This is a genomic window from Exiguobacterium indicum HHS 31, from assembly GCF_001939065.1.
Classification (GTDB): Bacteria; Bacillota; Bacilli; order Exiguobacteriales; family Exiguobacteriaceae; genus Exiguobacterium_A; species Exiguobacterium_A indicum.
The window spans coordinates 28,566-54,035 of record NZ_MPSZ01000005.1 but is presented as its reverse complement, the minus strand read 5'-3'; the positions used below and the strand labels follow the sequence as shown (position 1 = coordinate 54,035).

Here is a 25,470-nt window from a genome sequence, read left to right as displayed (position 1 = left end):
CATAAGGCCGAAGATGAAGTGATTCGTCTTTTGAGTGAGCAACATCGTTGCTAACATGGGTGGTACCGCGGAACCGAGTCTTTCGTCCCATATTCTTGGGAAAGAAGGGCTCTTTTTTATGGCTTCTTTTTCAAAACACAATTGAGGAGGAACACCACCATGACAACACTCGTATCGATGAAACACACACAGGAAGCGATCACACTCGTAAAGAAACGCTTTGAAGAACGCTTTTCGACAACACTCGGATTGACACGTGTCGAAGCACCATTGTTCGTAGAAAGTACACTCGGTGTCAACGATCATCTCAACGGCGTAGAGCGAATCATTCGTTTCGATGCTTTGGATCACACAGCAGATCTTGAAATCGTACAATCTCTTGCAAAGTGGAAGCGTCAAGCGCTTCATACGTACGGATTTGAAGCGGGAGAAGGATTATACACGTTGATGCATGCGATTCGTCGCGATGAGATGCTGGATGCGACACACTCCATTCACGTCGATCAGTGGGACTGGGAACGGATCATCACGAAAGAACAACGGACGAGTGCTTATTTACAAGAAACGGTACAAGCGATTTATGCAACGATTCGCCAAGTCGAACAAGAAGTAGAAGCGGAGTATGGTATTTCAGCAATCTTACCGGAAACGATTCATTTCATGACAACACAAGAGTTAGAGGATGCGTATCCGACACTTTCGACGAAAGAACGTGAAACAGAAGTCACGAAAGCATATGGTGCTGTTTTCCTCATGCAAATCGGTGGCGCACTGGCTTCAGGTGAGAAGCATGATGGTCGAGCGGCTGACTACGATGACTGGACGCTCAACGGTGACATTTTAGTACACCACCCAGAAATCGGAGCATTCGAATTGTCTTCAATGGGTATTCGCGTTGATCGTGAAGCGTTGTTGAAACAGACAGCGATTGCTCAAGAAGAAGATAAATTGGCATTCCCATTCCATCAAGGTGTACTCGAAGAGCGTCTACCGTTAACGATGGGTGGAGGAATCGGTCAATCTCGTATGGCGATGTTCTTATTGAAGAAGCGTCATATCGGTGAAGTCCAAGCTTCTGTCTGGTCAGAAGAGACGCGTAAAAGTCTTCAAGCGGAAGGCATCCACTTGCTCTGACATATATATAGTAAGAAAGCGTCAAAACAGGATGTTTTATAAAGCAAAGGGCATGCTCCGATTCGGAAGCGTGCCCTTTTTTAGGTTCGTACGACCTCAGGCGGAGGAAAGACGTGTCGATTCCTGATAGAATGGGGATAACAATAAATAAGAAAGAGGTGAAAGCATGTCTTCTCTATTAATTGTTGGGATACTCATCCCTATTTTGTTCATTGCGTTTCTTTGGTTTAACATTAAGGGCTTACGAACGATGTGGCGGGATTATAAACGGACAGGCTCAATCGTTGCACTCGGTTTCTTCATTGTCGGGATCATCGGAATCTTCACAGGCGTCTGGACGACACTAGTCGTCATCATCTATTATCTCCTCCGTCCAGCGAGAGGATGAACGGAGGGTTACTTGTATGTTGGAATGGTTGTTCTCAGCCGGAGAATCCAATCTCTGGCTGTTTTTAGGAATTATGATCGTTGGTCTTGGTACGGAATTGATCCCAGCAGAAGTCGGCTTACCATTACTTGGTCTATATGTATCGAACGGAACAGTCAGTTGGACAGTTGCTGTTCTTGTCGGTTTTTTAGGAAGTCTAATGGGCGCGACGGTCTTTTATCTTTTAGGTCGTTATGCTGGTCGTCCGATACTTATCCGGTACGGCAAATGGTTACTGATTAAAGAAAAAGAAATTGAGCAAGGGGAGCGCATCGTCGTGAAATACGGCACATGGTCTGCTTTGTTCGGACGCTTCTTCCCAGTCGTGCGCTCGGTCGTTTCGATTCCATGTGGTTTGTTCGGCTTATCATTCAAACGTTATCTACTCGCTTCAAGTATTGGACTTTTCCCAGTTTCCTTCTTCTACATTTGGGTTGGTGAACGGTTTGGAGTAGAACGCGCGGAATCGATGCTAAAGGGATTAGAGCAAGAGTTGTGGTGGATCTTAGGTGGAATCGTCGTGATTCTTGGAGGGTATATCCTTTATCGTCGCTCTAAAGCAAAACAGAAGGAACAGACGCAAGACACAAAGACGAAATAATAGAATAAGTGAACATATAAAAAGGGAGTAGATGGCAAGCATCTACTCCCTTTTTATATGAAGCTCAAGCGGGTGGGAACAAAAATCGTTTCAGTGTTTTGATGCGATGTTTTGGTGTCAGCAATAACAGTTGATCATTGCCTTCAAGGGCAGTGTCGCCACGCGGTGTGATGATTTGATCATCACGAATGATGGCAGTGATCAAAAATTCTTGTGGCAAATCAATCTCTGAGATCGTCGTTCCAATGAATGGATGGGACATTGGTAACGTTAACTCAATAATTTCGGCGTTCGGTTTACCAATCGACATGAATTCAATGACCGTATGAATAGCAGAAGTCTGTGTTTCGTTCAGTCGTAATCGCTCGGAAAGAAACGTCAACATACTCCCTTGAATTAGCGTAGATAGTAAGACTGTGAAAAACACGATATTGAAGATCATCGATGCATTCTCGATATCCGCAACGAGAGGGTATGTCGCGAGAATGATTGGTACCGCTCCTTTTAGGCCAGCAAAGGAAATGAAGACCTTCTCTTGCCACGAATAACGAAACGGAAGAAGACTCACCCAGACTGACAAAGGACGAGCGATGAAAATTAAGATCAGCGCCAGCGCAATGGAAGATAGGATGACCTGGACATCGAGCAATTGTTTCGGAAAGACAAGCAGACCGAGCACGATGAACATTCCGATTTGAGCAAGATGCGCCATACTCATCGTAAAACGAACGAGTGTCTGTCGATAGACGAGTTCATGATTACTGATGTAGATCGCTGTGACATAAACGGCTAAAAATCCACTTGCATGGAACGTATCAGCTAAACCGAAAGACAGGAAAGCAAACGACATGAGCATGATCGGATAAAAGCTAGAAGAGGACAAATCGATCCGATTGATCAATGTCGAAGCTGCCCATCCGATGAACAAACCAATTAGAAGTCCCATCGCCATTTCCCAAACGAGTGATCCAAGTCCCGATAAGAGCGATGCTTCTTCAGGGTTCGTCACGAACTCAAGGAACAAGACAGTCAAAAAGACGGCCATCGGGTCATTCGTACCGGACTCGACTTCAAGTGTTGATCCGACTTTCCGTCGAATCGGCTGACCACTCAAGACAGAAAAGATGGCAGCGGCATCCGTCGAACCAACGATTGCCCCGAGTAAAAAAGCATTCGCCCAACTAAAGCCCAGAATATAATGGGAAGCAACGGCAACGATGGATGTAGCGATGAAGACCCCGAACGTCGCAAGCGAGAGGGAAGGGGCTAATTCATGACGCACTTCCTTCCAAACCGTTTGCAGACCACCCTCGAATAAGATGATGATGAGGGCGACAGTTCCAAGAAGCTGAGCCAGTTCTGCATCGTCAAAACGAATGAACCCCGTAATGTCGCTTCCAGCAATCATACCAAGGGCGATAAAAATCAGTAGAGCAGGAATATTCAGACGACTTGATAGCTTCGTCGTCCAGACGGCGGCAAACAGCAATATACCAATCAATAAAATCGTGAGTTGCAAGGACATGGCATCAAACTCCTATTCATAAAAGAATCTCTAGTTTCATGATACAACAATTCCGATGAAAAGACTCGGATAACGATTGTTCAATATTTTCCACCACACCGGACAACTTTCTCTCTCTTCATTGCAAGCGTTTTCATTTATTGTGAAGATGTAGCACGAAATGAAACGAAATCAGGGAGGGAATCCGAATGCGTAAAAGAAGATGGGCAGCATTACCTGTCGTCACGACGGCGATGGTCGTCGCTTTGGCAGCATGTGGTGGCGGTACATTGAATAGCGATGACTCGAAAGATAGTGGTTCAAAAGACGGTAAGACGCTCAACGTATTCCAATTCAAGGCTGAAATCGCAAAAGACATGGAAAAGATGGCAAAAGCGTATGAAAAAGAAACTGGGACGAAAGTCGTCGTGCAAACAGTCGGTGGTGGATCGGACTATGGCGCGGCTCTGAAATCACAGTTCGCTTCAGGTAATGAACCAGATGTCTTTAACAATGGTGGCTTTACGGAAGCAAAAACATGGCAGGATAAGTTAGAAGATTTGTCAGATGAAAAGTGGGTCGGTGATTTAACGGATCTATCAAAAGAGCCAATGACGATTGATGGTAAATTGTATGGTATGCCAATGAACCTTGAGGGATATGGCTTTATCTACAATAAAGATATCTTCAAAAAAGCCGGTATCACGGAACTTCCAAAAACATTAACGGAATTGACGGAAGCTTCTAAGAAGCTGAAGGCAGATGGAGTGACACCGTTCTCGATCGGATACGGGGAGTGGTGGGTTCTTGGAAATCACCTTTTAAACATTCCGGTCGCACAACAGGATGATCCAGATCAGTTCATTTCAGATCTCAACTCTGGAAAAGCGAAGTTCGAGGACAATAAACAGTTCAAGGAATTCATGAATCTATTTGATTTGACGATTGAGTATGGAAATAAAAATCCGTTAACGACAGACTATAATACACAAGTCTCTCAGTTTGCTGAAGGTAAGACAGCGATGATCCAACAAGGGAACTGGGCACAACAATTGATCACGGATGTCAATCCGGACATCAACATGGGCTTCATCCCGATGCCGATCAATGATGATAAAGAAAAAATGGATCGTCTGCCTGTCGGCGTACCAAACAACTGGGTCGTCAATAAGAACTCGAAGAACAAAGCAGAAGCGAAGAAATTCCTCGAGTGGATGGCGACGTCTGACACAGGAAAAGACTACATGGTCAATAAATTTAAATTCATCCCTGCCTTCAAATCAATCGAAGCGAAGGATTTAGGACCGCTTGCAGATGATATTCAAGCGTACTCGAAAGATGGAAAAACCATCTCATGGAACTGGTTCAAGTATCCGGATGGTGCTGTAAACGAGTTCGGAGCGATCATGCAAGCATACGTTGGTAAGCAAAAAACAGCTGATGAGATGCTGCAGGACTTCACAAAAACATGGGATAAAATGAAGAAATAAGAAGTGATTTAAAAAACATGCCTGTTCCGACTAACTGACGGAACAGGCATGTTTTTTATTATAAGAAGAATAATTGGATGAAGAAGAGAAGCGCGAACACATAGATGAGTGGGTGGACACGCTCTTTTTGGATAGCTTTCATGATCGGATAGACGATGAAACCGAATGCGATACCGGTTGCGATGCTACCGGATAATGGCATGATCAAGATGACGAGGAAAGCCGTGAAAGCTTCGCTGAAGTCATCCCATGGAATCTGCTTGATGTTTTGAATCATGAAGGCACCGACTAAGATCAATGCGGGCGCAGTAATCGCAGGGACGCTCGAAATCGATTGAACGAACGGTCCAAAGACGGCAGATAATGCGAATAGAATCCCGACCGTCACGGATGTGAGTCCAGTCCGTCCACCAGCAGCGACACCCGCTGCAGATTCTACGTAAGCCGTTGTAGGACTTGTTCCGAATAATGAACCAGCGACCATCGCAGTCGAATCAGATAATAGGGCACGTTCGCTGTTTTTCAATGATCCATCTTTTTCAATCAATCCAGCCTGTTCTCCGACAGCGACCATCGTACCTGTCGTATCAAACATCGTCACGAGAACGAAGGAGAGGACACCGCTGAACAGACCGTATTGGAACACGTCTTGAATGGCGTTGAACGGATTCGTGATGATCAATCCTTCTGGTAACGTCGGTAACGCAACGAAGGAATCGGAAAACTTCAATTCACCTGTCAGGAATGCAATCAATCCAGAGAGGATCATGGCATATAAAATAGCACCTGGTACACGTTTGATTGTCAAGATCGCTGCAACTAATAATCCGATGAGTGTGATCAATGCTTCTGGTGACGTCAATGCGCCAATCGTGACGAGTGTATCTTCACTAGCGACTAAAATTCCTGACATCTTGAGACCGAGTGAAGCAATGAAGAGACCGATTCCACCTGTGATCGCAAGCTTTAATGTCATCGGAATGATTTCAATCAGCTTCGTACGAATCGGTGAGAGTGATAACAATAAGAAAATGACACCAGCGACGAAGACAACCGAGAGTGCTGTCTGATATGGAATCTTCTCACCAACGACAAGTGTATAAGTAAAATACGCATTGAGTCCCATTCCAGGTGCGACTGCGATTGGTAGATTCGCATAAAGCCCCATCAGAAGCGTACCGATCAATGTCGCGATGATCGTCGCAGAAAAAGCTTGGGCTTGGGGGATACCGGCATCTGCTAAAATCGTTGGGTTGACGAGCAGAATATAGGCCATCGTAATGAACGTCACGAATCCAGCTTGGATTTCACGTTTTACGGTTGTTTGATGTGCGGCAAGTTTAAACATGGGTAAAAGGACCACCTTCATAACAAATTGATTAAAAAACGAACATTGATGATATTATAGTAAAATTCATTCGGAATCAAGTCGAAACAAAAAAGAATTTTTTGTAGGAATCATGAAAGAGAATATCAGGAAATGATGTAAGCGGATTCAAGGTTATGATACGATTGATTACAAGAAAAAGGATGGGGGCGCCTTTCATGAAAAGTATCCGGACGCGTTTGATTCGTCTCGTCGTCCTGGCGATCTTGATTCCGACTGCCCTCGCGACATCGATTTCCTATCTGTATGTGCGGCACCAAAACATTGAACAGGCAGAACGTTCTAGCCTGAACGTATTGACGCGGGGAAATACACAGGTGACCCATTATATAGAGGATATCCGCCGTCTATCGACGAGTCTGTACGCGAATCGTTCGTTGATGAACATCATGCGCGTCGGGGCAGATCAGGAACTAGACGAATCCGATGGAGTCGTTTCGCGGGCGATGTTAGGTCTGTTTTTATCACGTCAGGATATCGAGCAGTTACATTTCGTCATTTTAAATGGTTATTCGGAGTATTCGGTCTATAACATGAAAACAACGAGTCGAGGAAAGTTTGATTGGATGCAAGAAACGGATTATTTTCGATTGATGAAACAAAAAAACGGCTGGTTGATTGACGAAGCGCACACGATTGAACCATATAATGTGCACACGATGATTCTTGATGAAAAACAAGTCGTTAGTTTTCGTTATCGCATCGATCGTGTCGAAACAGATGAGCCACTCGGCTTCCTTTCGGTGGATATTCCCGTCCGTGTATTTGAACAACAGTTAAAACTGTTCGAGAATGATCCGGAAGAGTCGTTATGGTTGATGACAGAACAGCGTGTGTTGGCACAGACTGGGGCAGAGATGGAACTACCGGTCGATCGATTCACTGGGCAGAGTGGGAGTTTACGTGTCGGAAAATCGTTCATCGTCTACTCAAAGACGATGACGAATGGCGTTCCACTCATACTCGTCAAACGGATTCCGTATGCGTCAGTCATCCAAGGGGCGAATGAAACGGCATTGATTCTTGTTTTGATTGGTCTCGTCTCACTGTTCGTTATGATCATTGCCGCAAGTCTCGTTGCCATGCAGATCACGAAGCCAATCAAACAGTTGACAGCAAACGTCTGGCGAGTCGAACAAGGGGATTTATCAGCACCATTCGTTGCGACGACGAATGACGAGATTGGATTACTCAACCGTCAGTTCCAACGCATGATTCAACGGATTGATCGTTTAATCAAACGGGAGTATCGACTGGCACTCGAAAACCGGACGAATGAGCTACGGGCATTACAATCTCAGCTCAATCCGCACTTCTTATTCAATGCCTTACAATCGATCGGAACGACGACGTTACAAGGAGACCGGAAGATCGCGTACCGCTCCATCACCGGATTATCACAAATGATGCGCTACTCGATGAATAATGAGCAGACGATCGTGACGTTAAAACAAGAAGTCGATCATCTTCAAGCGTATATTCGTTTGCAACAGCAACGTTTTCCGGAACGCTTCCGTTATATCGTTGACGTCCCGTGGCATCTCAATGACATTGAAGTGCCGAAGATGATCTTGCAACCGTTCGCTGAAAATTACTTCAAACACGGCTTTCGACAGCAATTAGCAGCGACGGAGAACTATCTTGCTTACAAAGTCCGGACGGATGGCGGACGCCTCATTATTCAAATCGAGAATAGCGGTGCCGTCCTCGAAACAGGACGACTTGAAGAGATTGATCGTAAAATGCGCATGCATCGTAGCCCAGAGGATCTCGAGACGAGCGGCATTGGTCTCCATAATATTTATGAACGGCTCTTGATTTTTTACGGGGAACAAGCAAATATGACGCTCTCTTCTTCAGCTGTAGAGGGCGGATTCAAAATCGTGATTCGGATTCCATATGAGAAGGGGGACTTGGCATGAACGTGTTGATCGTAGACGATGAACGACATGTACGGGAAGCGGTCAAATTGCTCGGGGAATGGGACAGTTGGCAGGTCTCACATATTTACGAGGCGGAACATGGGGAAGAAGCGAAACGATTACTGGATACTGGAATGATCGATTTAATGCTGACAGATGTCGAAATGCCTGGACTCGACGGATTAACATTACTAGAATGGACAAAAAATCATCATCCAAAGGTCGTCACGATCGTGCTGACAGGGTATGATGATTATACGTATATGCGACGTGCCATTTTGCATCAATCCTTTGATTATTTATTGAAGCCGGTTGATCCAGATGTACTCAATGATGCCTTGTCCCGCGCGATGGAATGTATCCATCCGGTAGTGGAATCAGGGGAAGCGATTGATCAAATCGCCAAATACATCGAAACGCATTATGCGGAAGAATTGACACTGCAATTCATGAGCGAACGGTTTTACTTGAGCCGAGAGTATATATCACGACGCTTCAAACAGCGTTTTTCCGTTAACTTATCTGATTACATCCAAACGATTCGCTTGAATCGGGCGAAGGAATTATTGAGTGAAACGGAAGCGCGCATCTACGAAATCGCACTTGAAGTCGGATATCAGGACGATAAGTATTTTCGGAAAGTGTTCAAAAAACAATTCGGTATGACACCGAATGAGTTTCGTGAATTGTTGTCGATTTAAACGACTATCGAGGAGGAATCGTACATGAGTGTACACATTAATGCAGCTGAAGGACAAATCGCCGAAACGGTCTTACTTCCAGGAGATCCGTTACGTGCTAAATACATCGCTGAGACGTTTTTAGAGGATGTTGTTCTTTATAACGAGGTTCGAGGCATGTATGGCTTCACAGGTACTTATAAAGGGAAAAAAGTTTCGGTTCAAGGAACAGGTATGGGTGTACCATCGATGTCGATCTATGCGAACGAACTCGTTCAGTCATACGGTGCGAAGAACTTGATCCGTGTCGGTACTGCCGGTGGGATCACGCCAGACGTTAAAGTTCGTGACGTCGTCATCGCGATGAGTGCTTCGCATGACATGGCACAGAACCGTGTCCGTTTTAATGGACTAGACTACGCACCGACAGCTTCTTTTGATCTGCTGCATAAAGCATATACAGCAGCTAAAGAACAAGGTATCGATGCAAAAGTCGGTCAAATCTTCACGACGGATCAGTTCTATCAAGATGATTTCCATCATTTCAAAAAATGGGCGGATTTCGGATGTCTCGCAATCGAGATGGAAGCGGCAGGTCTTTACACACTTGCAGCAAAACATAAAGTAAACGCACTGACGATCCTGACGATTTCAGATCATCTGTTGACAGGTGAAGAAACGACATCGGAAGAGCGCCAAACGACATTCAACGATATGATGAAAGTCGCGCTTGAAACAGCGATTCAATTATAAGAAGTAAGACGGAGAAGCCTCTCCGTCTTTTTTCATAGTCGAAAAGAGATATGGTAAGATAAAGGCAGTGTTATAGATCAGTTAAAGGGGAGATTCTCGGATGGAGACAACGATGACAGAGACAGTGCTTTCAGAGCGCCTTGAGACACAGCGTCACTTTTTCCAAACAGGTGCAACACGTAGTCTAGCTTTTCGCTTAAGCATGCTGACATTCTTACGCCAAGCGATTGAAACGCATGAAGCGGAGATCTATGAGGCATTAAAACAAGATCTCAATAAAGGACAGCATGATGCTTTTACGACGGAAATCGGTTTCGTTTATGGGGAGATTCAACGGATGGAGCGACAACTCCGTCGACTGGCACGCCCGAAGCGTGTCGCAACACCGCTTCTGCATATCGGCTCAAAAAGTGAAATCCAGTATGAACCCTATGGCAACGTTCTTGTCATCGCGCCATGGAACTATCCTTTCCAGCTGGCACTTGCTCCGGTCATTGGTGCGATTGCAGCGGGGAATACGGTCGTCCTTAAACCATCCGAGCTGACACCGAACGTCTCTCGTGTATTACGAGAAGTTTTTGAAACGGCATTCCATGAACGATTCGGAATCGTCATAGAAGGAGATGCTGAAGTCAGTAGCGCTTTATTAAACGAACGCTTTGATTATATCTTCTTTACGGGTTCCACACGCGTCGGAAAAATCGTGCATCAAGCTGCAGCGAAGCATTTGACACCGGTCACACTTGAACTGGGTGGTAAATCACCGACAATCGTTCACAAGGATGCGGATCTTCGTCTAGCAGCGAAGCGGATCGCATGGGGAAAATGGCTGAATGCCGGACAGACATGTATCGCCCCGGATTACGTATTGATTCATGAGGACGTTAAAGAACGTTTCTTGCAGTTGATTGAAGAAGAAGCCTTCAAACAGTACGGGAATGGCGTCGGCGTCTCATCCTACGTCAAAATCGTATCGGACGATCATCTGAATCGCCTCAGCAGTTACTTGTCGCAAGGGACGATCGAATTCGGTGGACAAGTCGATCCGGAAACGCGTAAGATAGCGCCGACCGTCATGACGAATGTAGCGGTGGATGCTCCAGTGATGCAAGACGAAATCTTCGGACCGATCCTGCCGGTGTTGACCTACCGTGAAATCGAAGAGGTCATCGCGTTCGTCAATAATCGTGACAAACCGCTTGCACTTTATCTGTTCACAGAGAACAAAGCCGTCGAACATCGTATCCTTGAACGGATTTCATTCGGTGGTGGATGTGTCAATGACACATTGATGCACGTCGCACAACATCACTTACCATTTGGTGGAGTCGGGGCGAGTGGCATGGGTGGATATCATGGCAAGTATAGTTTCGAGACGTTCAGCCATCGTAAAGGAATCGTCAAAAACACGACGACGTTCGATTTACCTTTCCGCTACATGCGAACAAATAGCAATTCCAAATGGATGCGCTTTTTGTTATGATGAGCTGTATTGAATACGTGGTATGAGAGGGATTTTGATTGTGAAGAAGAAATTAATTCGACTCATGAAAAAAACAGGTATGGTGGAGCGAAGTCTTCGGGTCATGATGCGAATCTTCACCTTATTTCCGGTACGGAAAAATCGTGTCATGTTTGAAAGCTTTTTGGGCAAACAGTACAATGATAGTCCTAAAGCCATCTACGATGAGTTGAAAAAGATGAACGTTGACTTAGAATTGATCATCAGCAAACAACGCGGTGTTTCTATGACGGATGAACAGGTGACATCTGTGAATCGGATGACGATCAAATGGATTTTTTTATTAGCTACTTCTCGCGTTTGGGTGTCCAATAGTCGCCTTCCTTCATGGCTAGTAAAACGAAAAGGTACTCTATATTATCAAACATGGCACGGAACGCCACTCAAAAAATTAGCACTTGATATGGTGGATGTCCGAATGGCGAACACATCAACTGATCAATATAAAAAAGATTTTGTAAAAGAATCAGCAAAATGGGATGTCCTTCTCTCTCCGAACGCATACTCGAGTGAAATTTTCAAAAGAGCGTTTGGATACGAAGGAAAAATGTTAGAAATCGGATATCCTAGAAACGATGTGCTGTACCAAAATGAAAAACATGAAAGTATTATTGAGCGGGTAAAGGCACATTATCAAATAGAAACCGATAAAAAGATTATTTTATATGCTCCAACATGGAGAGATGATGATTACGTTGAGCAAGGAAACTACTCATTTACGTTACCTTTCTCCATTGAACGATTTGAGGAAGAATTTGGAGATGAGTATACAATGCTTGTACGACTCCATTATCTTGTTGGCGATCAATTGGATTTGAGTGCTGTCTCAGCGATTAAGAATGCCTCTAGATATCCGGAAATTTCTGAGCTATACTTAGCGGCAGATATCTTGATAACGGATTATTCCTCAGTGATGTTCGATTATGCGCACTTAAAACGTCCGATGCTATTCTACACCTATGATCTCAAACATTATCGTGATCATCTAAGAGGATTCTATTTTTCTTTTGAGGAAGAAGCACCGGGTCCGTTGATTCAAGAAGAGCAAATTCTTTTTGAAGAGATCAGACAGATCGAGTCGTGGGAGCGACGATTCGATTTGAAAAGTGAAGCATTTCGTCGTCATTATTGCGAATGGGATGACGGTCACGCAGCACAAAGAGCTGCGCTGGATATCTTAGAGAATATTAAATAAACGGGGAGTGTTTTTAGATGAAGAAGGTCATTACGTACGGTACATTTGATTTGTTACATTGGGGACATATCAATATTTTACGTCGCGCTAAAGAAATGGGAGATTACCTCATCGTGGCAATTTCGACAGATGAATTCAATCGTCTTAAGCATAAACAAGCGTACCATAACTATGAGAATCGTAAATTAATCTTAGAAGCAATTCGTTATGTGGATGAAGTCATTCCAGAGAACAACTGGGAACAAAAAGTAGAAGACGTTCAAAAACATAATGTTGATGTATTCGTTATGGGTGATGACTGGAAAGGTGAATTCGACTTCTTAAAAGACCATTGTGAAGTCGTTTACTTGGAGCGCACTGAAGGAATTTCAACTAGCCAAATTAAGAATGAGCTAGGCTCGAATTAATGGATGAAGAGACCTCGCGGGAGTGAGGTCTCTTTTTTAAGGGAGTCACTAAATATGCGTTCAATGATGATTTCGATCTATTTATTTATCTTTCGAATAGTCTATCAACTATTTTGTTTTTTACCTATTCAAGAAAAGACGTTATTTTGGATGAGCTATGGTGAAAATGCTATGCCAATACATCTTCGCTTAAATCAACGAAACAACCAACAAAAGCAAGTTCTTATCTTCGACGAACGCTATATGCGGGCGACAGATTGTTGGAATGTCAGTCGCAAAATTGCTTATCATCCAATGCGATTAATTACGATTTCTTATCATTTAGCTACTTCTCGTCATGTTTTTTTAGATAATTATATTGGAGAATTCAGCGTTTCCTCTACTCGAAAAAATACAAGGCGGATTCAATTGTGGCATGCCGCTGGAACGTTAAAACAGTTTGGGCTGACCTCATCGAAAACTCGTTCGATGTCCACGTCGACACAGAAACGATTTCGACGTGTCTATCAAGAATACGGAGATTTTATTGTTCCAGGAATGCGGTGTGCTGAACAATTCATGATGCCGCACGATTTAGAACGATCCCACTTTAAAGCGTTCGGCATGCCACGAACGGACTATTGGTTTGATGAGGAGCAACGAAAACAGAAAACAGTGGAATTAAGAAAACAATACGCAAAGACTGATCGTCGGATCTTATTGTATGCACCGACATACCGGGAATACAAAGAAACAGAAGATCATACGATTCAACAGTTTGAAAAACTTGCTCAAGCGGGGTGGACGATTCTCGTTAAATTGCATCCGACGATTCGAGCGCTTTCGACCTATCGTTCTAGCCATATCCATCTTGTGGACGATACGTATTCAATCAATGATTACTTGCTGATCACAGATGTGCTCGTAACTGATTATTCCTCCATTCCATTTGAAAGCTGTCTCCTCAACATTCCGGCGTTCCTGTATACACCGGATATCGATACATATCGACAACTACCAGGTCTCGTCGATCAGTATCCGAAACCATTGCCTGTGCGACAGACGGAGCGAATGGAACAATTGATGGATTGGATCATGTCTGAGACGATACTAGAAGAGTGCCGTCAGTACATGCAGGAATTTCAAACGAGTTGGTATGATCATCCTCCTGGTCAAGCAGTGGAACGCATCGTTGATCATTATTACGGAGATATATGATACTCAATCTGACGATTGCTTTAGTTTTAGAAAGCGGTCGTCAGATAAATTTCCGAAAATAAATGTGAAACATTGAACAAAGTTTGACAATCTTTTGAAAATCCATTCTTTTCGACTGTGATGTTCTATACTAAAAGTAGAAGAAGAGGAGAGGAGAAATGGATATGCTAACTTGTGGAACGACTGAAGCCAATACGTTCGTCTTATCACCCGAAACGCGAACGTTGCTTGAGAGCTTCATGACAGAAACGACGTTCAAAAAGGATTCCATTGTCTGTTGGGAAGGGGAAATGAACGATAAATTGTTTTATGTGAAACAAGGAGGCGTCAAACTATCGAAGTTGACGAAAAAAGGCAGTCCATTACTCATGTTTTTATATTTCAAAGGAGATTTGTTTGGCGAATTTGATGTAGGAGAAGCTTTTCCGAGTTCCTACAGTATTGAAACGATGGAAGATAGCATCATCGGATTCTTATCGAAAAATCAATTAGAAGAGCTTATGAAAAAAGACGGTGCCTTTGCGCTTGAGATCATGCGATGGCAAGCATTAATGCGGAAGCAAACGGAAACGAAATTACGTGACTTACTACTGTTTGGAAAACCAGGGGCATTAGCTTCGACGTTACTTCGCTTGATTGCGATGGAAGGGGAACAAGTGGGAGAAACGTATCGTCTTGCGAAGCGACCATCCGACGGTGAGTTTGGTCAATTGATTGGTGCACCACGTGAGACCGTTAATCGTATGTTTTCTCAGTGGAAAAAAGAAGGGGTCGTTTCGATGACAGCAAAAGAAATCACCATTCACGATCCGCAATATCTACGGGATCTGTGTCATTGTGAAGGGTGTCCAGCAGGTGTTTGTCGAATTTAATAAGATGTACGAATCATCCCGACGCGAAACAGGACTTTCCTGTCTCGCGTTATTTTTGTGTATAAAAGTTTTTTCTACGCTCGTTTAGATGTGAACTTTCTGTGTGTTTTCGAAATGAAAAGTGCGGAATTTTCATATTTAAAGTGATATTTATCACAGTTTCCAGACTTGCTGAATTCTTACAATAAAGACAAGTTCAGAGTAGGAAAGGAGTAATCACGATGAGTCAAAAGACAGAATCGAACCTAAAAGGAACATTCGTTGCCGTCCTGATCGTAGCAGGTGTCATCATCGGGATGTGGAGTTCAATCTTTCTATTGTTCATATCACGTTAAGGAGGAATCACGATGCACATTCATCTTTTAGAAAAAATCTGGCTGATCTTCGGAGTAGCGATGCTCGCGATCTTCTTGACGATCATCGGTATATCCGCTTTTGCATCCGGAAATCAACCGCCATCCGATGCGACATTGATTGATCCGACGAAAGTCGATCAGACGAAACCGTTTGATAAGCCAGGACTAAAGAAAATTGATGACAACCGATATGAAGCGGTCATCGTTTCACAAGCTTTTCAGTTTACACCAAAAGATATGGTCATACCTAAAGGGGCGACAGTCGATTTTCTCGTGACATCGAAGGACGTCGTTCATGGATTTGAAATCGTTAAGACGAACGTCAATATGATGGTCGTTCCCGGACATATTAATTCGATTGAGTATACGTTCAAGGAAGCAGGCGAATATCTCGTCGTCTGTAATGAATATTGTGGTAATGCCCATCATATGATGGCAACGAAAATCAAGGTGGTGGAATAAGATGAATGCTATATCAAATAAACTAAGACAGTTCGAGATGGAGCGTGGTCTACCCGCTACCGTCATCGGAGTCAAGGAAGCGAAAATGGCCTTTGCACATGTTAGTTTTTCACTTGTCGCCTTATTGATCGGTGGTCTATGTGGATTACTACAAACGATGGTACGGACAGGTGCCATTCCAGAAATCGCTGGAATCGGATACTATGAGCTTCTGACTGCTCACGGATTGATGCTTGCAATCGTCTTTACGACGTTATTCATTTTCGGATTATTGTTCTCATTTTTAGGTCAATCGTTCGGACGCTTCGAAGAGTTTCCGCGACGTCTCGGATGGGTCGGGTTCTGGTTCATGATTCTTGGTGTCGTCCTCGTCACGTGGATGGTGCTTGCAGGTGAAGCTTCCGTCCTCTATACGTTCTATGCACCACTCAAGGCACATCCTGTTTTTTATATCGGACTCGTCATCTTCGTCGTCGGAACGTGGATCGCGTCTGGTGCCATGTTCCGAATGTATGCTGATTATAAGCGGGAACACCCTGGTGTTCATCCACCGCTTCAAGCCTACATGAGCATTATGACTGCCTTGTTATGGGTGGTTGCGACACTCGGCGTAGCGGCAACGATTCTCTTTCAACTTCTTCCTTTATCTCTTGGTTGGACGGATAAGGTCGGGATCGAGCTATCTCGGACGCTATTTTGGTACTTTGGTCATCCGCTCGTCTATTTCTGGTTGTTACCTGCCTACATCGTCTGGTATACGGTCATTCCGAAAATCGTTGGTGGGAAGATTTTTTCTGACGCGTTAGCACGCATGTCGTTCTTGTTATTCCTACTCTTTTCATTCCCTGTAGGTTTTCACCATCAATTGTTAGAGCCAGGGATTTCTGCATTTTGGAAGTATGTCCAAGTCGTCTTGACATTCCTCGTCATCATTCCATCATTGATGACTGCCTTCTCGATGTTTGCGACATTTGAGCTAGCAGGTCGCCGTAAGGGAGCAACTGGCATATTTGGTTGGGTGAAGAAAATGCCATATCGGGATGTCCGGTTCCTTGCACCGTTCATCGGGATGTTGTTCTTCATTCCAGCAGGTGCAGGTGGTGTCATTAATGCATCGCATCAGCTGAACATCATCGTTCATAACACATTATGGGTTACGGGACACTTTCATATCACGGTCGGTGCTGCTGTCGCACTAACGTTCTTCGGAACAGCCTACTGGCTTGTCCCGCTCTTACGTGGTCGGACGTTAACAGCGGCAATGAATCGTCTTGGACTTATTCAAACGGCTGCCTGGACGATCGGAATGCTCTTCATGTCGACTGCGATGCACATCTCAGGATTACTCGGTAATCCACGACGGACGGGACCAGCCACCTACTTCAAGGATTCAATCGTCGCTGACTGGATTCCATATCATGTCGCAATGGCGATCGGCGGAACGATTTTATTCATCTCGATTCTGCTATTCCTCTATGCGATGTTCCAACTGGCCTTCCGAGCGCCAAAAGGAACGGAAGAATTTCCGATTGCTGAAACGGAAGAAGAGGCGATGGCAACGCCACTCTTCTTTGAAAATTGGAAGCTATGGATTTTCGTGACGTTCGCTTTGATTGCGTTTGCGTACACGGTACCGATTTGGCATATGATTGAAAATGCCCCTCCAGGAGCTCCCGGATGGAGACTCTGGTAAGACAGTGAAGAGGGGACTGACTCAAAAAAAGAATGACGCGTCATTACACACCATTTCCTCAGGCGAGACAAAGCCCCCCTTTCCTACTTCATTTAAGCAAGAAAGGGGGGCTTGTTTGTCTCTGACAACGCATAAATGCGCTTTTCCTGTAGGAGTTGCGTGTGACGCGTCATTCTTTTTATTACGAGATAAGGGAGGCAGATCATCAATCTGCCTCCCTTATCTTTGTAGAGACTGACTTTTGAGTCAGCCCCTTATTTGCGTGAGCTTAAGGAATAAGTAATGAAGGGCTAAATCTTATTTGACGAGATTATGCTTGAAGGCATAGACGACAGCTTGTGTACGGTCTACGACATCGAGTTTCGATAAGATGTTCGAGACGTGTGTCTTAACGGTTTTTAAGGAAATGAATAATTCGTCTGCGATTTCTTGGTTCGCCATACCACGAGCCATCAATTGAAGAACTTCCTGCTCACGTTCCGTCAAATCGTCATGCAAGTGTGTCGTAGGACGACGAAGACGTTCCATCATTTTACCGGTCACTTGTGCTGCCATGACAGATTGACCGTTTGCCGTCTTGCGAATCGCTTCTGCGATGTCAAAGGCGCTAGCCGTTTTTAAGACATAACTCATCGCACCGGCTTCAATGACAGGATAAACTTTCTCATCATCAAGAAAACTCGTCACGACGAGAATTTTTGCTTCCGGCCAGTCTTTGCGAATCAGTCGCGTTCCTTCGACGCCATCGACTGGCTCCATCACTAAATCCATCAAGATGACATCCGGTCGGTGTTCAAGCGCAAGCAAGGCTCCTGCTTGACCATCCGACGCTTCGGCGACGACCTCGATGTCTGGTTGTGTGGAAAGGAAAGCAGACACACCGGCCCGGACCATCTCGTGATCATCTACTAATAATACGCGTATCATACTTGCACCATCCGATCTTTTCTAAGTTTGACTTCGATTTGGGTTCCTTGTCCTGGAACACTGACGAGACGAATCGTTCCGCCCATCTCAGCCGTTCGTTCCCGCATCGAATTAATGCCATAAGAGGCAAGTTTTTTTTCATCAACGACGAATCCAACACCATCATCATTCATGCTCAGAATGATCGTTTCGTTGAATTGTCGGAGCTCGATATCCATATGAGACGCTTTCGCATGACGTAATGCATTCGTCAATCCTTCTTGGACGATCCGGAACAACTCGTTTTCGATTTGTCGTGGAAGTGTCATCTCTTCTAACTTCCAACTCAACTGTGTGGACTGCTTTCTAGATAATTCTTCGAGCAGTTGCGAAAGTCCTTGTTGTAACGTCATCCCTTCTAGTTCGACAGGGCGAAGCTGAAGTAAGAGGGAGCGCATTTCAGACTGCGCCGTTTGCGCCATCGTCTCGACCATCTCGATCTGTTTGGCTGCAGCTTCAGGTTGAGACAGAATCGTCTGTTTAGCTGCTGTCGTCATCATGGAGATGGCATAGAGCTGTTGCGAAACGGAGTCGTGTAAATCACGTGCGAGTCGCTTTCGTTCCTCCGTGACGGCTTGAACTCTTACTTGTTCAACGTGTTGCGGACGTGTACTGATTTTTTGGACGGTCTCGACTTGTTCGTCGATACGTTTTCCAATCCGCGACAAGCGCGTCAACGTATGAAAGTAGGGACCCGGAACGATCGTCACATCTTTTCCTTGTTCCAGTTCAATGATGGCAGTCGTGACACGTTTGAAGTCACGTCGCAAGAAAAAGTAATGCATGCTACCGATGGCAAGCGGTAGTAATAACGAGAGTCCGATGACGAGTAGAAGGACAGGGAAATCTTGTTGACGGACGAATAGGACATGCCAATCGACTTGTCGTGTACTTAAGAATAACAACGTCGTCATGACGGCAGTCAAAAAGCCCGTCATGACTTGGAGTGCAATGACACCAAGCGGGAATTGATCACGCTTCATATCGAAGACACCTCCACGTTGCCAATACCGAGCATGACATGAATGCGAACCTTCCGCGTCGCTTCGCCGTATTCCGGTGCCCGGAATTGAATGCGTCGATTAAAGAAGGTCGGAATCCGGCGGATATCTGTCTTGACGCTTCCGAAGCCGATTGACGTGTCGAGTGTATAGTCGTAGCCGGACGGTAAAAGAATTCGGACGTCCCCGACGACACCACTGACGACGATCAAGGTCTCGCCTTCTGGAACATAGGCGTGCGTCAAATCGATTTCTAAATCCTTGACGATGAACTGTTCGCTCAAATCCTGTAAGACGTACGGTGCATCGGCTTGAGTCGAGAAGGAATAAGCGGGTTGAATCTTGATCCCTTCCTCTTCATATTGATGCGGAGCAATCCGTGAAAATAAAAATTCGCGGACAGAATGTCGTGTCACGAGAATGATCCCAAGATAGAGCAAGATACCAGCAATGACAAAACCGATGGCAGCCGAACTAAGGACGACGCCAGCAAGAATGATCGTACCGACGATGTAGAAGAGGATTGCTAATTTTTCATGATTGCGTCGCCGGAAATGAATCCCGACATAATACAGCAGGAACGGAAATAAGACACCAAACAATACATTTCCTGCACCGGACAATAGGTCATAGAACAGACCGAGGGCGAACAGGATCGATACGTAACCGACCAGTTGTTTCGTACTTAATCGTCGCACGATCAATCTCCTTTCTAACATGACAAAGGGAGGCATACGCCTCCTTCATCATTGACTGCTTATTGGTGAATGCGGCGTTCGAGTTCAGCGATACGCGCATCGATATCATCTTCATCAACGGCTGGTTGTTTTGCTTCAGGCTCTTCTGCCGTGAACGGATGTGCTTCTTCTTTTATAGTAGCATTTGGTTCGCGATCTAGCACCTGGTTCATCTTGTTTTTTAAGTTCGAGACGTTTTCGCGCATCATCCATTCGTACCGTTTGTTTTGTAGATCTTCGAGCTTTAACTTCAATTCGAGGGCTTCACGTTCCAATTCGTTCAGCTCGCGTTTCGTCTCAGCGACGAGTTCTTCAAAGAACCGGTACTGCTCCCCGTAATGCTTCGATTCGATGGCTGCACGCTCAGCCAGTTGTTGTTCACCGGCTTCGTTCGCGATTTCGACTTGCTTGAAGCGTTTATCGGCTAAATCCTTCGCTTCTTCCTGTTTTTGTGTCAGTTCCAGCAGCAATGTCCGTTGACGCTCGAGTAGTCGATCAATCTCTTTTAAATCAGCTTCTGTTGATCGGATATGACGAACAAGTTTCTTAGCAGGTACTTCGCCCTGTTCAGCAGCTTTTTTGACTTCTGTCATCATTTGTGTCGCAAAATCGTTGAGTTGATCAAATACGTTTTTCATGAAAAAATTCCTCCTTGGAAGTGGCGAATGATATCGGGTCACACATTTTGATTAGAAACGTTTTTCGTCTAGGTCTTTCCAGTCTGCTTCGAAATGTGTCGTTGATGTACGGCGACGGTTAAAGAGATCTTGAACATTGACACGTTGTAGTTTCATACGCATGTAACCGACGTACAATGCGATGGCTGCTGCGATTCCGATGACTGCCCAGATGTTCGAGAGGGCAAGCCCGATTCCGATGGCTGCTAGGAATCCGAAGCCGAGTTTCGCTGGCCATTTGTTCGATTGCATGAACTTACTGATCGAATAGAACGCGAGTAACGCCCCTAAACCAAGTCCGATCATATGCGGTAATGTTCCGATAACGACGGCAAGTAACGCCAGTCCGGCGAGAATCATCACCAGTTGTTTTCCTTTCGATTGCTTCATGAGGAAGCCTCCCTTGTGTTGATACCTTTATGATACGGGAGTCCTTCTATTCCTACGACACTCTTTGGACCGTATTTGCTCTCGGGCTTAAGGCGGAGAGAAGGTCTGACTTTAAGGGAAGCGCTATCAGAACCAATGATTCATATGATACTCTATAAGGGAATTGAATCGAGAGGAGTGATGTTGATGAGTGCAACAATCAACGCTAAAAAAGTAACATGTATCGGAAACCAGGGAGGGGTTTCCCTCCCTTAAATCAGAGGAGGAAACCATTTGAACGAATGGGGTACACCACCTGTCTACGAAACGACAGGAACAGAACGATTAGGACGGATCATAGCCGTCTATCAAACACATTATCGCGTCATGACGGAAACAGGAGAATCGCTGAGCGAACTGTCTGGTAAATTGCGTTTTCAATCGGGAACGAAAGCTGAATTACCAGCGGTTGGTGACTGGATCATCCAAACAGAGCGAGAACCGGGGAAGGGACGGATCGAACGTGTCTTGCCACGATCTTCTCAATTTTCCCGAAAAGCGGCAGGAACGGAGACCGAGGAACAAATCATCTGCGCGAATGTCGACGTTGCCTTGCTCGTCATGGCTTTTGGACATGACTTCAACGTCCGTCGACTGGAACGTTATTTAACGGTTGCTTGGGATGCAGGGGTGACACCAATCATCGTCCTGACGAAAAAAAGTCTGATGCCGTCGATTGAAACGGAACTGCAGGCTGTCGAAGCGATCGCGTTCGGAACACCAATCCTTGCCGTTGATTCTTTGACCGGCGACGGATTAGAGGAGTTGCGTGAACAGTTACAAATCAAGCAGACGATCGTGTTAGTCGGATCGTCCGGCGTCGGGAAGTCGACGCTCGTCAATGCTTTAGCTGGAGAACAGTTAATGGAGACGGGTGGCGTACGAGAAGACGATGAACGTGGACGTCACACGACGACGCATCGCGAACTGAAACGACTATCGAACGGTCTACTGCTCGTTGATACACCGGGGATGCGAGAATTGGCCTTATGGGATGGAAGTGACGGACTATCGTCGACGTTTTCCGATATTGAGGAGCTTGCTGAAAACTGTCGTTTCCGAGACTGTAAACATGATAAGGAACCGGGCTGTGCCGTTCGGACAGCTTTAGAAGATGGCACACTAACTGCTGAACGCTGGAATAGCTTCGTCAAGCTAAAACGAGAAATCGCTTATGCGGAACGCAAGCAAAATGTGGCGTTGCAGGCGGCGGAGAAAGAAAAGTGGAAAAAAATCCACAAGCAGGCCCAAGCGCATACGAAAGTGAAGTATCAAAAGCGATAATACGACTGAAATATGAAAAGCATCTGCAACGGAAAAAGGAGTCTCTTTTTCTATGCAGATGCTTTTTTCTCGTTATTCTTTTGAAAGGAATTCATTTGTTTCTGTATGGAACGGCACGTTACCCGTCAACGCATCAAGACGATGTAAGTCGGATTGAATCGCTTCAGGGTCACTTCGGCGCGCGTTTCGTACCGTGGCCGTTCCGACCGGATGATCGTTGAATCCAGTCGTTAAATCAAACGTCCGATTCGACAGCCGATCAGTAAAATAACGATCGTGGGAGACGAAGAGGAGCTCACCAGGGAAAACATCGAGGGCGGCTTCGATTTGTTCACGAGTCGCAAGGTCCAAATAGTTCGTTGGTTCATCGAGAATAAGCAAGTGAGCACCAGAAAAATACAGGCGTAAGAAAGCAATCCGACATTTCTCACCCATACTGGCGTCGGAAATCGACCGGTAAACATCATCGCGACGGAATAAAAAACAGGCGAGTAACGTCCGGGCGTCCGTTTCACTCATCGTGCCGTACTCAAGTAATGCCTCTAACAACGTACCTGATGTCGGTAAGTGGGAAAGGGCTTGTGAAAAATAGCCGGTCTTCAATCGAGGATGACGGATTATGTTCCCTTGATGAGGAGCATATTCGCCCTCGATGAGACGCAGTAAGGTCGTTTTTCCGCTTCCATTCGGTCCGATGACAGCAATTCGGTCACCATGTTCTACCGTAAACGAAACATCCTTTAGGATCGGTTTCGTCTCATGCATGAAAGAGACACGTTCAAACGAAATCAGTCGTTTCGCACGAATCGCTTCATGTTCGAATGCGACGTGAACAGTCGGTGCAACTTGTGGTTTTTGTACACGATCCTCGAGTAGACGCTCGAGTTGCTGCTCTTTTGCCTTGACCTTCGTCGCATGTTTAGCAGCCTTCTTTTTCGCATACGGATCCCGTTCACTCGCTTGATTCGAGGCTTTTTGATGCCATTGCCGGTATCCTTGAATCATGCGTGTCAGCTCTTTACGGGTGCGTTCTTGTTTTTCGTACGCTCGTTGTTGCGACAGAGCTTGATGTTCCTTTTGTTCTTTATAGGACTGGTAGTTTCCACTGTATCGCGTTGCCCCTGATTCGGATAATTCAATGACGGCATCAGCTGTTGCGTCGATGAAGAATCGTTCGTGTGAGACGTAGAGAATCGAGGTCCGTGACATGTTGACCCATTCCGTGAGCCACTCGAGCGTCTCTTGATCCAGATGATTCGTCGGTTCATCGAGAATGATGAAATCAGGTCGTGACAGAAGCAGGCAGGCAAGTTGGAGGCGCGTCTGTTCACCACCGCTTAAACTGGATGCTTTGTGTGTCCAGAGTGCTTCCTCTAATTTGACTTCTTTTAAGACGCGTGTTGCATCTGCTTCAAGCGAGAAGGCGTCCTGATCGAGTGCTTGTTGATAGATCGTCAAGTCACCATTCATGGCATTAGCGCGAAGTTGATAACGAACCGCATCCGCTCGTTCGACGAAATCAAGAACGGTGTGATCGCCCGCTACGAAGTGTTGTGATAGTAGACCGAGTTTTTTGTAATGACGCTTGATCGAACCGTCAGTCGGCTGAAGTTGGTCAGCGATCAAGTGTAACAGTGTCGTTTTTCCGATGCCGTTCGGACCGATTAAGGCGACATGTTCACCGGTATGAATATGAAAAGAAACGTCCGAGAAAAGACGTCGTTCGTCGTAGTCCATCGATAGGTGTTGGATCGTAAGTGTTTCAGTAGGCATAAAAGCAGCTCCTTTAGTGTTCATTTCCGATAAGATGAAATGAAAAACACACCATCCGAAGCGAGCGGATGGTGTGCCGGAGTGTAACTCAAAGAAGGTGCTGGCCAGAGGTTGGTCACACCGAAATAGAGCAGACTCGTAGCGTCAGACATCCGCAACTGCATTGCGAAAGAGATGATTTCATTCATCAAGCGACGTGTACGAGTGATTGCTTCATTTCGATGTTGTACCTCCTGTTCATAGTCTATGCCGTCATTGTAACAAAATGGAAACGTTAACACAAGTACGATTCAAGTAAGGTTTGCGCAGTATCCGTTTCTTCTGATGAAGGGGGAAGCACATCAGTTAACGGATATGCGAGACCGAGGTTTTCCCACTTATAGACACCGAGTTGATGATAAGGGAGTACTTCGACGCGCTCGACGTTTCCGAGCGTCCGGATGAACTCGCCGGTCTGACGGAGGAAATGTTCTGACATCGTAATACCTGGAACGAGGACGTGGCGAATCCAGACGGGAATGTTTCGCTCGGCTAGGCGTTTTGCGAAGGCGAGTGTATTGGCGTTACTCCGTCCAGTCAAGACGCGACAAGCGGCATCGTCGATATGTTTGATATCGAGTAGTACTAGATCCGTCGCATCGAGAATCGCATCGATGTTTTTCGGGACGACGGATCCCGCGGTATCGATGACCGTATGCAGTCCATGGCGTTTTGCTTCTGTTAAAGCAGCCTCCAAGAATTCTGGCTGAGCGAGCGGTTCACCTCCAGAGAAGGTGATTCCGCCACCCGTGGCCTCGAAAAAGGAGCGATAGCTGATCGCTTCTTTTACGACTTCGTCTGCTGAGACACGCCGTCCGCAACCGAACTCCCATGTATCCACGTTATGACAGTATTGACATCGTAGTGGACATCCTTGCGTAAAGACGATGAATCGAATGCCAGGACCATCGACTGTTCCACATGATTCAACGGAATGGATCATACCATAGGTCATCCTGCTC

Annotated in this window: 25 protein-coding genes and 1 other annotated feature (1 of these 26 cut by a window edge); of the genes, 16 read left to right on the top strand and 9 right to left on the bottom strand. The window is 45.5% G+C overall.

Annotated elements, in window-relative coordinates; genetic code table 11:
* Window positions 1–93: a binding site (T-box leader), on the top strand (it extends 155 nt beyond the left edge of the window).
* A 66-nt stretch (window positions 94–159) separates the two neighbouring features.
* From asnA to N179_RS12195, 3 genes are all read left to right on the top strand, one after another.
* A complete protein-coding gene (gene asnA / locus N179_RS12205) occupies window positions 160–1,134 on the top strand; it encodes an aspartate--ammonia ligase (protein ID WP_035398809.1) in 975 nt (324 codons plus the stop codon).
* Between the two features lie 166 nt (window positions 1,135–1,300).
* Entirely contained in the window at window positions 1,301–1,522 is a 222-nt protein-coding gene (locus tag N179_RS12200) for a hypothetical protein (RefSeq protein WP_023467235.1), read from the top strand.
* A 16-nt stretch (window positions 1,523–1,538) separates the two neighbouring features.
* A complete protein-coding gene (locus N179_RS12195; protein ID WP_075642951.1) occupies window positions 1,539–2,162 on the top strand; it encodes a DedA family protein in 624 nt (207 codons plus the stop codon).
* A 64-nt stretch (window positions 2,163–2,226) separates the two neighbouring features.
* Here the strand turns inward: N179_RS12195 and N179_RS12190 are convergent, their stop codons facing one another.
* Window positions 2,227–3,687 carry a potassium/proton antiporter gene (locus tag N179_RS12190; protein WP_023467237.1) on the bottom strand — a complete coding sequence of 487 codons (1,461 nt, stop codon included), beginning with the start codon at window positions 3,685–3,687 and terminating at the stop codon, window positions 2,227–2,229.
* Between the two features lie 188 nt (window positions 3,688–3,875).
* On the opposite strand from N179_RS12190, the gene N179_RS12185 reads away from it, so the two are divergent.
* On the top strand, window positions 3,876–5,156 hold the full coding sequence (locus N179_RS12185) for an ABC transporter substrate-binding protein (RefSeq protein WP_075642950.1): 1,281 nt from the start codon (window positions 3,876–3,878) through the stop codon (window positions 5,154–5,156).
* 58 nt (window positions 5,157–5,214) lie between these two features.
* On the opposite strand, the gene N179_RS12180 is transcribed toward N179_RS12185, so the two are convergent.
* Window positions 5,215–6,504, bottom strand: a complete 1,290-nt coding sequence (locus N179_RS12180; protein ID WP_023467239.1) for an NCS2 family permease — start codon at window positions 6,502–6,504, stop codon at window positions 5,215–5,217.
* Window positions 6,505–6,701: 197 nt separating this feature from the next.
* On the opposite strand from N179_RS12180, the gene N179_RS12175 reads away from it, so the two are divergent.
* The 11 genes from N179_RS12175 (at window position 6,702) to N179_RS12130 (ending at window position 17,602) form a co-directional block, all read left to right on the top strand.
* A complete protein-coding gene (locus N179_RS12175) occupies window positions 6,702–8,465 on the top strand; it encodes a sensor histidine kinase (RefSeq protein WP_023467241.1) in 1,764 nt (587 codons plus the stop codon).
* On the top strand, window positions 8,462–9,166 hold the full coding sequence (locus N179_RS12170; RefSeq protein WP_035398805.1) for a response regulator transcription factor: 705 nt from the start codon (window positions 8,462–8,464) through the stop codon (window positions 9,164–9,166). The genes N179_RS12175 and N179_RS12170 overlap by 4 nt, the downstream gene beginning before the upstream one ends.
* Window positions 9,167–9,190: 24 nt before the next feature.
* Window positions 9,191–9,898, top strand: coding sequence for a purine-nucleoside phosphorylase (gene deoD / locus N179_RS12165; RefSeq protein WP_023467244.1), 708 nt, complete (start codon window positions 9,191–9,193; stop codon window positions 9,896–9,898).
* 100 nt (window positions 9,899–9,998) lie between these two features.
* Window positions 9,999–11,381 carry an aldehyde dehydrogenase gene (locus N179_RS12160; protein ID WP_075642949.1) on the top strand — a complete coding sequence of 461 codons (1,383 nt, stop codon included), beginning with the start codon at window positions 9,999–10,001 and terminating at the stop codon, window positions 11,379–11,381.
* A 40-nt stretch (window positions 11,382–11,421) separates the two neighbouring features.
* Entirely contained in the window at window positions 11,422–12,615 is a 1,194-nt protein-coding gene (locus N179_RS12155; protein ID WP_023467248.1) for a CDP-glycerol glycerophosphotransferase family protein, read from the top strand.
* 17 nt (window positions 12,616–12,632) lie between these two features.
* Window positions 12,633–13,022 (top strand): glycerol-3-phosphate cytidylyltransferase, encoded by a 390-nt coding sequence (gene tagD, locus N179_RS12150; protein ID WP_023467250.1) that lies wholly within the window; start codon window positions 12,633–12,635, stop codon window positions 13,020–13,022.
* 3 nt (window positions 13,023–13,025) lie between these two features.
* Window positions 13,026–14,219, top strand: a complete 1,194-nt coding sequence (locus N179_RS12145) for a CDP-glycerol glycerophosphotransferase family protein (RefSeq protein WP_338083377.1) — start codon at window positions 13,026–13,028, stop codon at window positions 14,217–14,219.
* Between the two features lie 158 nt (window positions 14,220–14,377).
* Complete coding sequence (locus N179_RS12140; RefSeq protein WP_023467252.1) at window positions 14,378–15,091, top strand: Crp/Fnr family transcriptional regulator; 714 nt, start codon at window positions 14,378–14,380, stop codon at window positions 15,089–15,091.
* Between the two features lie 221 nt (window positions 15,092–15,312).
* On the top strand, window positions 15,313–15,426 hold the full coding sequence (locus N179_RS16890) for a hypothetical protein (protein WP_023467253.1): 114 nt from the start codon (window positions 15,313–15,315) through the stop codon (window positions 15,424–15,426).
* Window positions 15,427–15,438: 12 nt separating this feature from the next.
* Window positions 15,439–15,909: a cytochrome c oxidase subunit II gene (locus N179_RS12135; RefSeq protein ID WP_075642947.1), complete on the top strand. Its 471-nt coding sequence runs from the start codon at window positions 15,439–15,441 to the stop codon at window positions 15,907–15,909.
* Between the two features lies 1 nt (window position 15,910).
* The gene (locus tag N179_RS12130) at window positions 15,911–17,602 is read left to right on the top strand and encodes a b(o/a)3-type cytochrome-c oxidase subunit 1 (RefSeq protein WP_075642946.1); all 1,692 of its coding nucleotides are present in this window, start codon (window positions 15,911–15,913) and stop codon (window positions 17,600–17,602) included.
* Window positions 17,603–17,899: 297 nt separating this feature from the next.
* Here the strand turns inward: N179_RS12130 and N179_RS12125 are convergent, their stop codons facing one another.
* From N179_RS12125 to N179_RS12105, 5 genes are read right to left on the bottom strand one after another with little or no spacing between them, the layout of a single operon-like run.
* Window positions 17,900–18,529 carry a response regulator gene (locus N179_RS12125; protein ID WP_023467256.1) on the bottom strand — a complete coding sequence of 210 codons (630 nt, stop codon included), beginning with the start codon at window positions 18,527–18,529 and terminating at the stop codon, window positions 17,900–17,902.
* Complete coding sequence (locus tag N179_RS12120; protein ID WP_035398797.1) at window positions 18,526–19,551, bottom strand: sensor histidine kinase; 1,026 nt, start codon at window positions 19,549–19,551, stop codon at window positions 18,526–18,528. The genes N179_RS12125 and N179_RS12120 overlap by 4 nt, the downstream gene beginning before the upstream one ends.
* On the bottom strand, window positions 19,548–20,267 hold the full coding sequence (gene liaF, locus N179_RS12115) for a cell wall-active antibiotics response protein LiaF (protein ID WP_029340864.1): 720 nt from the start codon (window positions 20,265–20,267) through the stop codon (window positions 19,548–19,550). The genes N179_RS12120 and liaF overlap by 4 nt, the downstream gene beginning before the upstream one ends.
* A gap of 59 nt (window positions 20,268–20,326) precedes the next feature.
* The gene (locus tag N179_RS12110) at window positions 20,327–20,944 is read right to left on the bottom strand and encodes a PspA/IM30 family protein (protein ID WP_023467259.1); all 618 of its coding nucleotides are present in this window, start codon (window positions 20,942–20,944) and stop codon (window positions 20,327–20,329) included.
* Window positions 20,945–20,995: 51 nt separating this feature from the next.
* A complete protein-coding gene (locus N179_RS12105; protein ID WP_023467260.1) occupies window positions 20,996–21,373 on the bottom strand; it encodes a lmo0954 family membrane protein in 378 nt (125 codons plus the stop codon).
* Between the two features lie 273 nt (window positions 21,374–21,646).
* On the opposite strand from N179_RS12105, the gene rsgA reads away from it, so the two are divergent.
* Window positions 21,647–22,696 carry a ribosome small subunit-dependent GTPase A gene (gene rsgA, locus N179_RS12100; RefSeq protein ID WP_035398795.1) on the top strand — a complete coding sequence of 350 codons (1,050 nt, stop codon included), beginning with the start codon at window positions 21,647–21,649 and terminating at the stop codon, window positions 22,694–22,696.
* 72 nt (window positions 22,697–22,768) lie between these two features.
* Here rsgA and abc-f read toward each other — a convergent pair whose 3' ends face one another.
* Together abc-f and pflA are read right to left on the bottom strand one after the other, a co-directional pair.
* A complete protein-coding gene (gene abc-f / locus N179_RS12095; RefSeq protein WP_075642945.1) occupies window positions 22,769–24,469 on the bottom strand; it encodes a ribosomal protection-like ABC-F family protein in 1,701 nt (566 codons plus the stop codon).
* 274 nt (window positions 24,470–24,743) lie between these two features.
* Window positions 24,744–25,463, bottom strand: coding sequence for a pyruvate formate-lyase-activating protein (gene pflA, locus N179_RS12090; protein WP_023467263.1), 720 nt, complete (start codon window positions 25,461–25,463; stop codon window positions 24,744–24,746).
* Between the last annotated feature and the right edge of the window lie 7 nt (window positions 25,464–25,470).

Excerpts from the sequence above, each read along its gene's own strand:
- N179_RS16890 (WP_023467253.1), top strand. The coding sequence starts at position 15,313 with ATGAGTCAAAAGACAGAATCGAACCTAAAAGGAACATTCGTTGCCGTC.
- N179_RS12195 (WP_075642951.1), top strand. The coding sequence starts at position 1,539 with ATGTTGGAATGGTTGTTCTCAGCCGGAGAATCCAATCTCTGGCTGTTT.
- tagD (WP_023467250.1), top strand. The coding sequence starts at position 12,633 with ATGAAGAAGGTCATTACGTACGGTACATTTGATTTGTTACATTGGGGA.
- deoD (WP_023467244.1), top strand. The coding sequence starts at position 9,191 with ATGAGTGTACACATTAATGCAGCTGAAGGACAAATCGCCGAAACGGTC.
- N179_RS12190 (WP_023467237.1), bottom strand. The coding sequence starts at position 3,687 with ATGTCCTTGCAACTCACGATTTTATTGATTGGTATATTGCTGTTTGCC.
- asnA (WP_035398809.1), top strand. The coding sequence starts at position 160 with ATGACAACACTCGTATCGATGAAACACACACAGGAAGCGATCACACTC.
- N179_RS12140 (WP_023467252.1), top strand. The coding sequence starts at position 14,378 with ATGGATATGCTAACTTGTGGAACGACTGAAGCCAATACGTTCGTCTTA.
- N179_RS12110 (WP_023467259.1), bottom strand. The coding sequence starts at position 20,944 with ATGAAAAACGTATTTGATCAACTCAACGATTTTGCGACACAAATGATG.
- N179_RS12145 (WP_338083377.1), top strand. The coding sequence starts at position 13,026 with ATGAAGAGACCTCGCGGGAGTGAGGTCTCTTTTTTAAGGGAGTCACTA.
- N179_RS12125 (WP_023467256.1), bottom strand. The coding sequence starts at position 18,529 with ATGATACGCGTATTATTAGTAGATGATCACGAGATGGTCCGGGCCGGT.
- abc-f (WP_075642945.1), bottom strand. The coding sequence starts at position 24,469 with ATGCCTACTGAAACACTTACGATCCAACACCTATCGATGGACTACGAC.
- N179_RS12175 (WP_023467241.1), top strand. The coding sequence starts at position 6,702 with ATGAAAAGTATCCGGACGCGTTTGATTCGTCTCGTCGTCCTGGCGATC.
- N179_RS12170 (WP_035398805.1), top strand. The coding sequence starts at position 8,462 with ATGAACGTGTTGATCGTAGACGATGAACGACATGTACGGGAAGCGGTC.
- N179_RS12200 (WP_023467235.1), top strand. The coding sequence starts at position 1,301 with ATGTCTTCTCTATTAATTGTTGGGATACTCATCCCTATTTTGTTCATT.
- N179_RS12105 (WP_023467260.1), bottom strand. The coding sequence starts at position 21,373 with ATGAAGCAATCGAAAGGAAAACAACTGGTGATGATTCTCGCCGGACTG.
- N179_RS12180 (WP_023467239.1), bottom strand. The coding sequence starts at position 6,504 with ATGTTTAAACTTGCCGCACATCAAACAACCGTAAAACGTGAAATCCAA.
- N179_RS12160 (WP_075642949.1), top strand. The coding sequence starts at position 9,999 with ATGGAGACAACGATGACAGAGACAGTGCTTTCAGAGCGCCTTGAGACA.
- N179_RS12130 (WP_075642946.1), top strand. The coding sequence starts at position 15,911 with ATGAATGCTATATCAAATAAACTAAGACAGTTCGAGATGGAGCGTGGT.
- N179_RS12135 (WP_075642947.1), top strand. The coding sequence starts at position 15,439 with ATGCACATTCATCTTTTAGAAAAAATCTGGCTGATCTTCGGAGTAGCG.
- pflA (WP_023467263.1), bottom strand. The coding sequence starts at position 25,463 with ATGACCTATGGTATGATCCATTCCGTTGAATCATGTGGAACAGTCGAT.
- N179_RS12185 (WP_075642950.1), top strand. The coding sequence starts at position 3,876 with ATGCGTAAAAGAAGATGGGCAGCATTACCTGTCGTCACGACGGCGATG.
- N179_RS12120 (WP_035398797.1), bottom strand. The coding sequence starts at position 19,551 with ATGAAGCGTGATCAATTCCCGCTTGGTGTCATTGCACTCCAAGTCATG.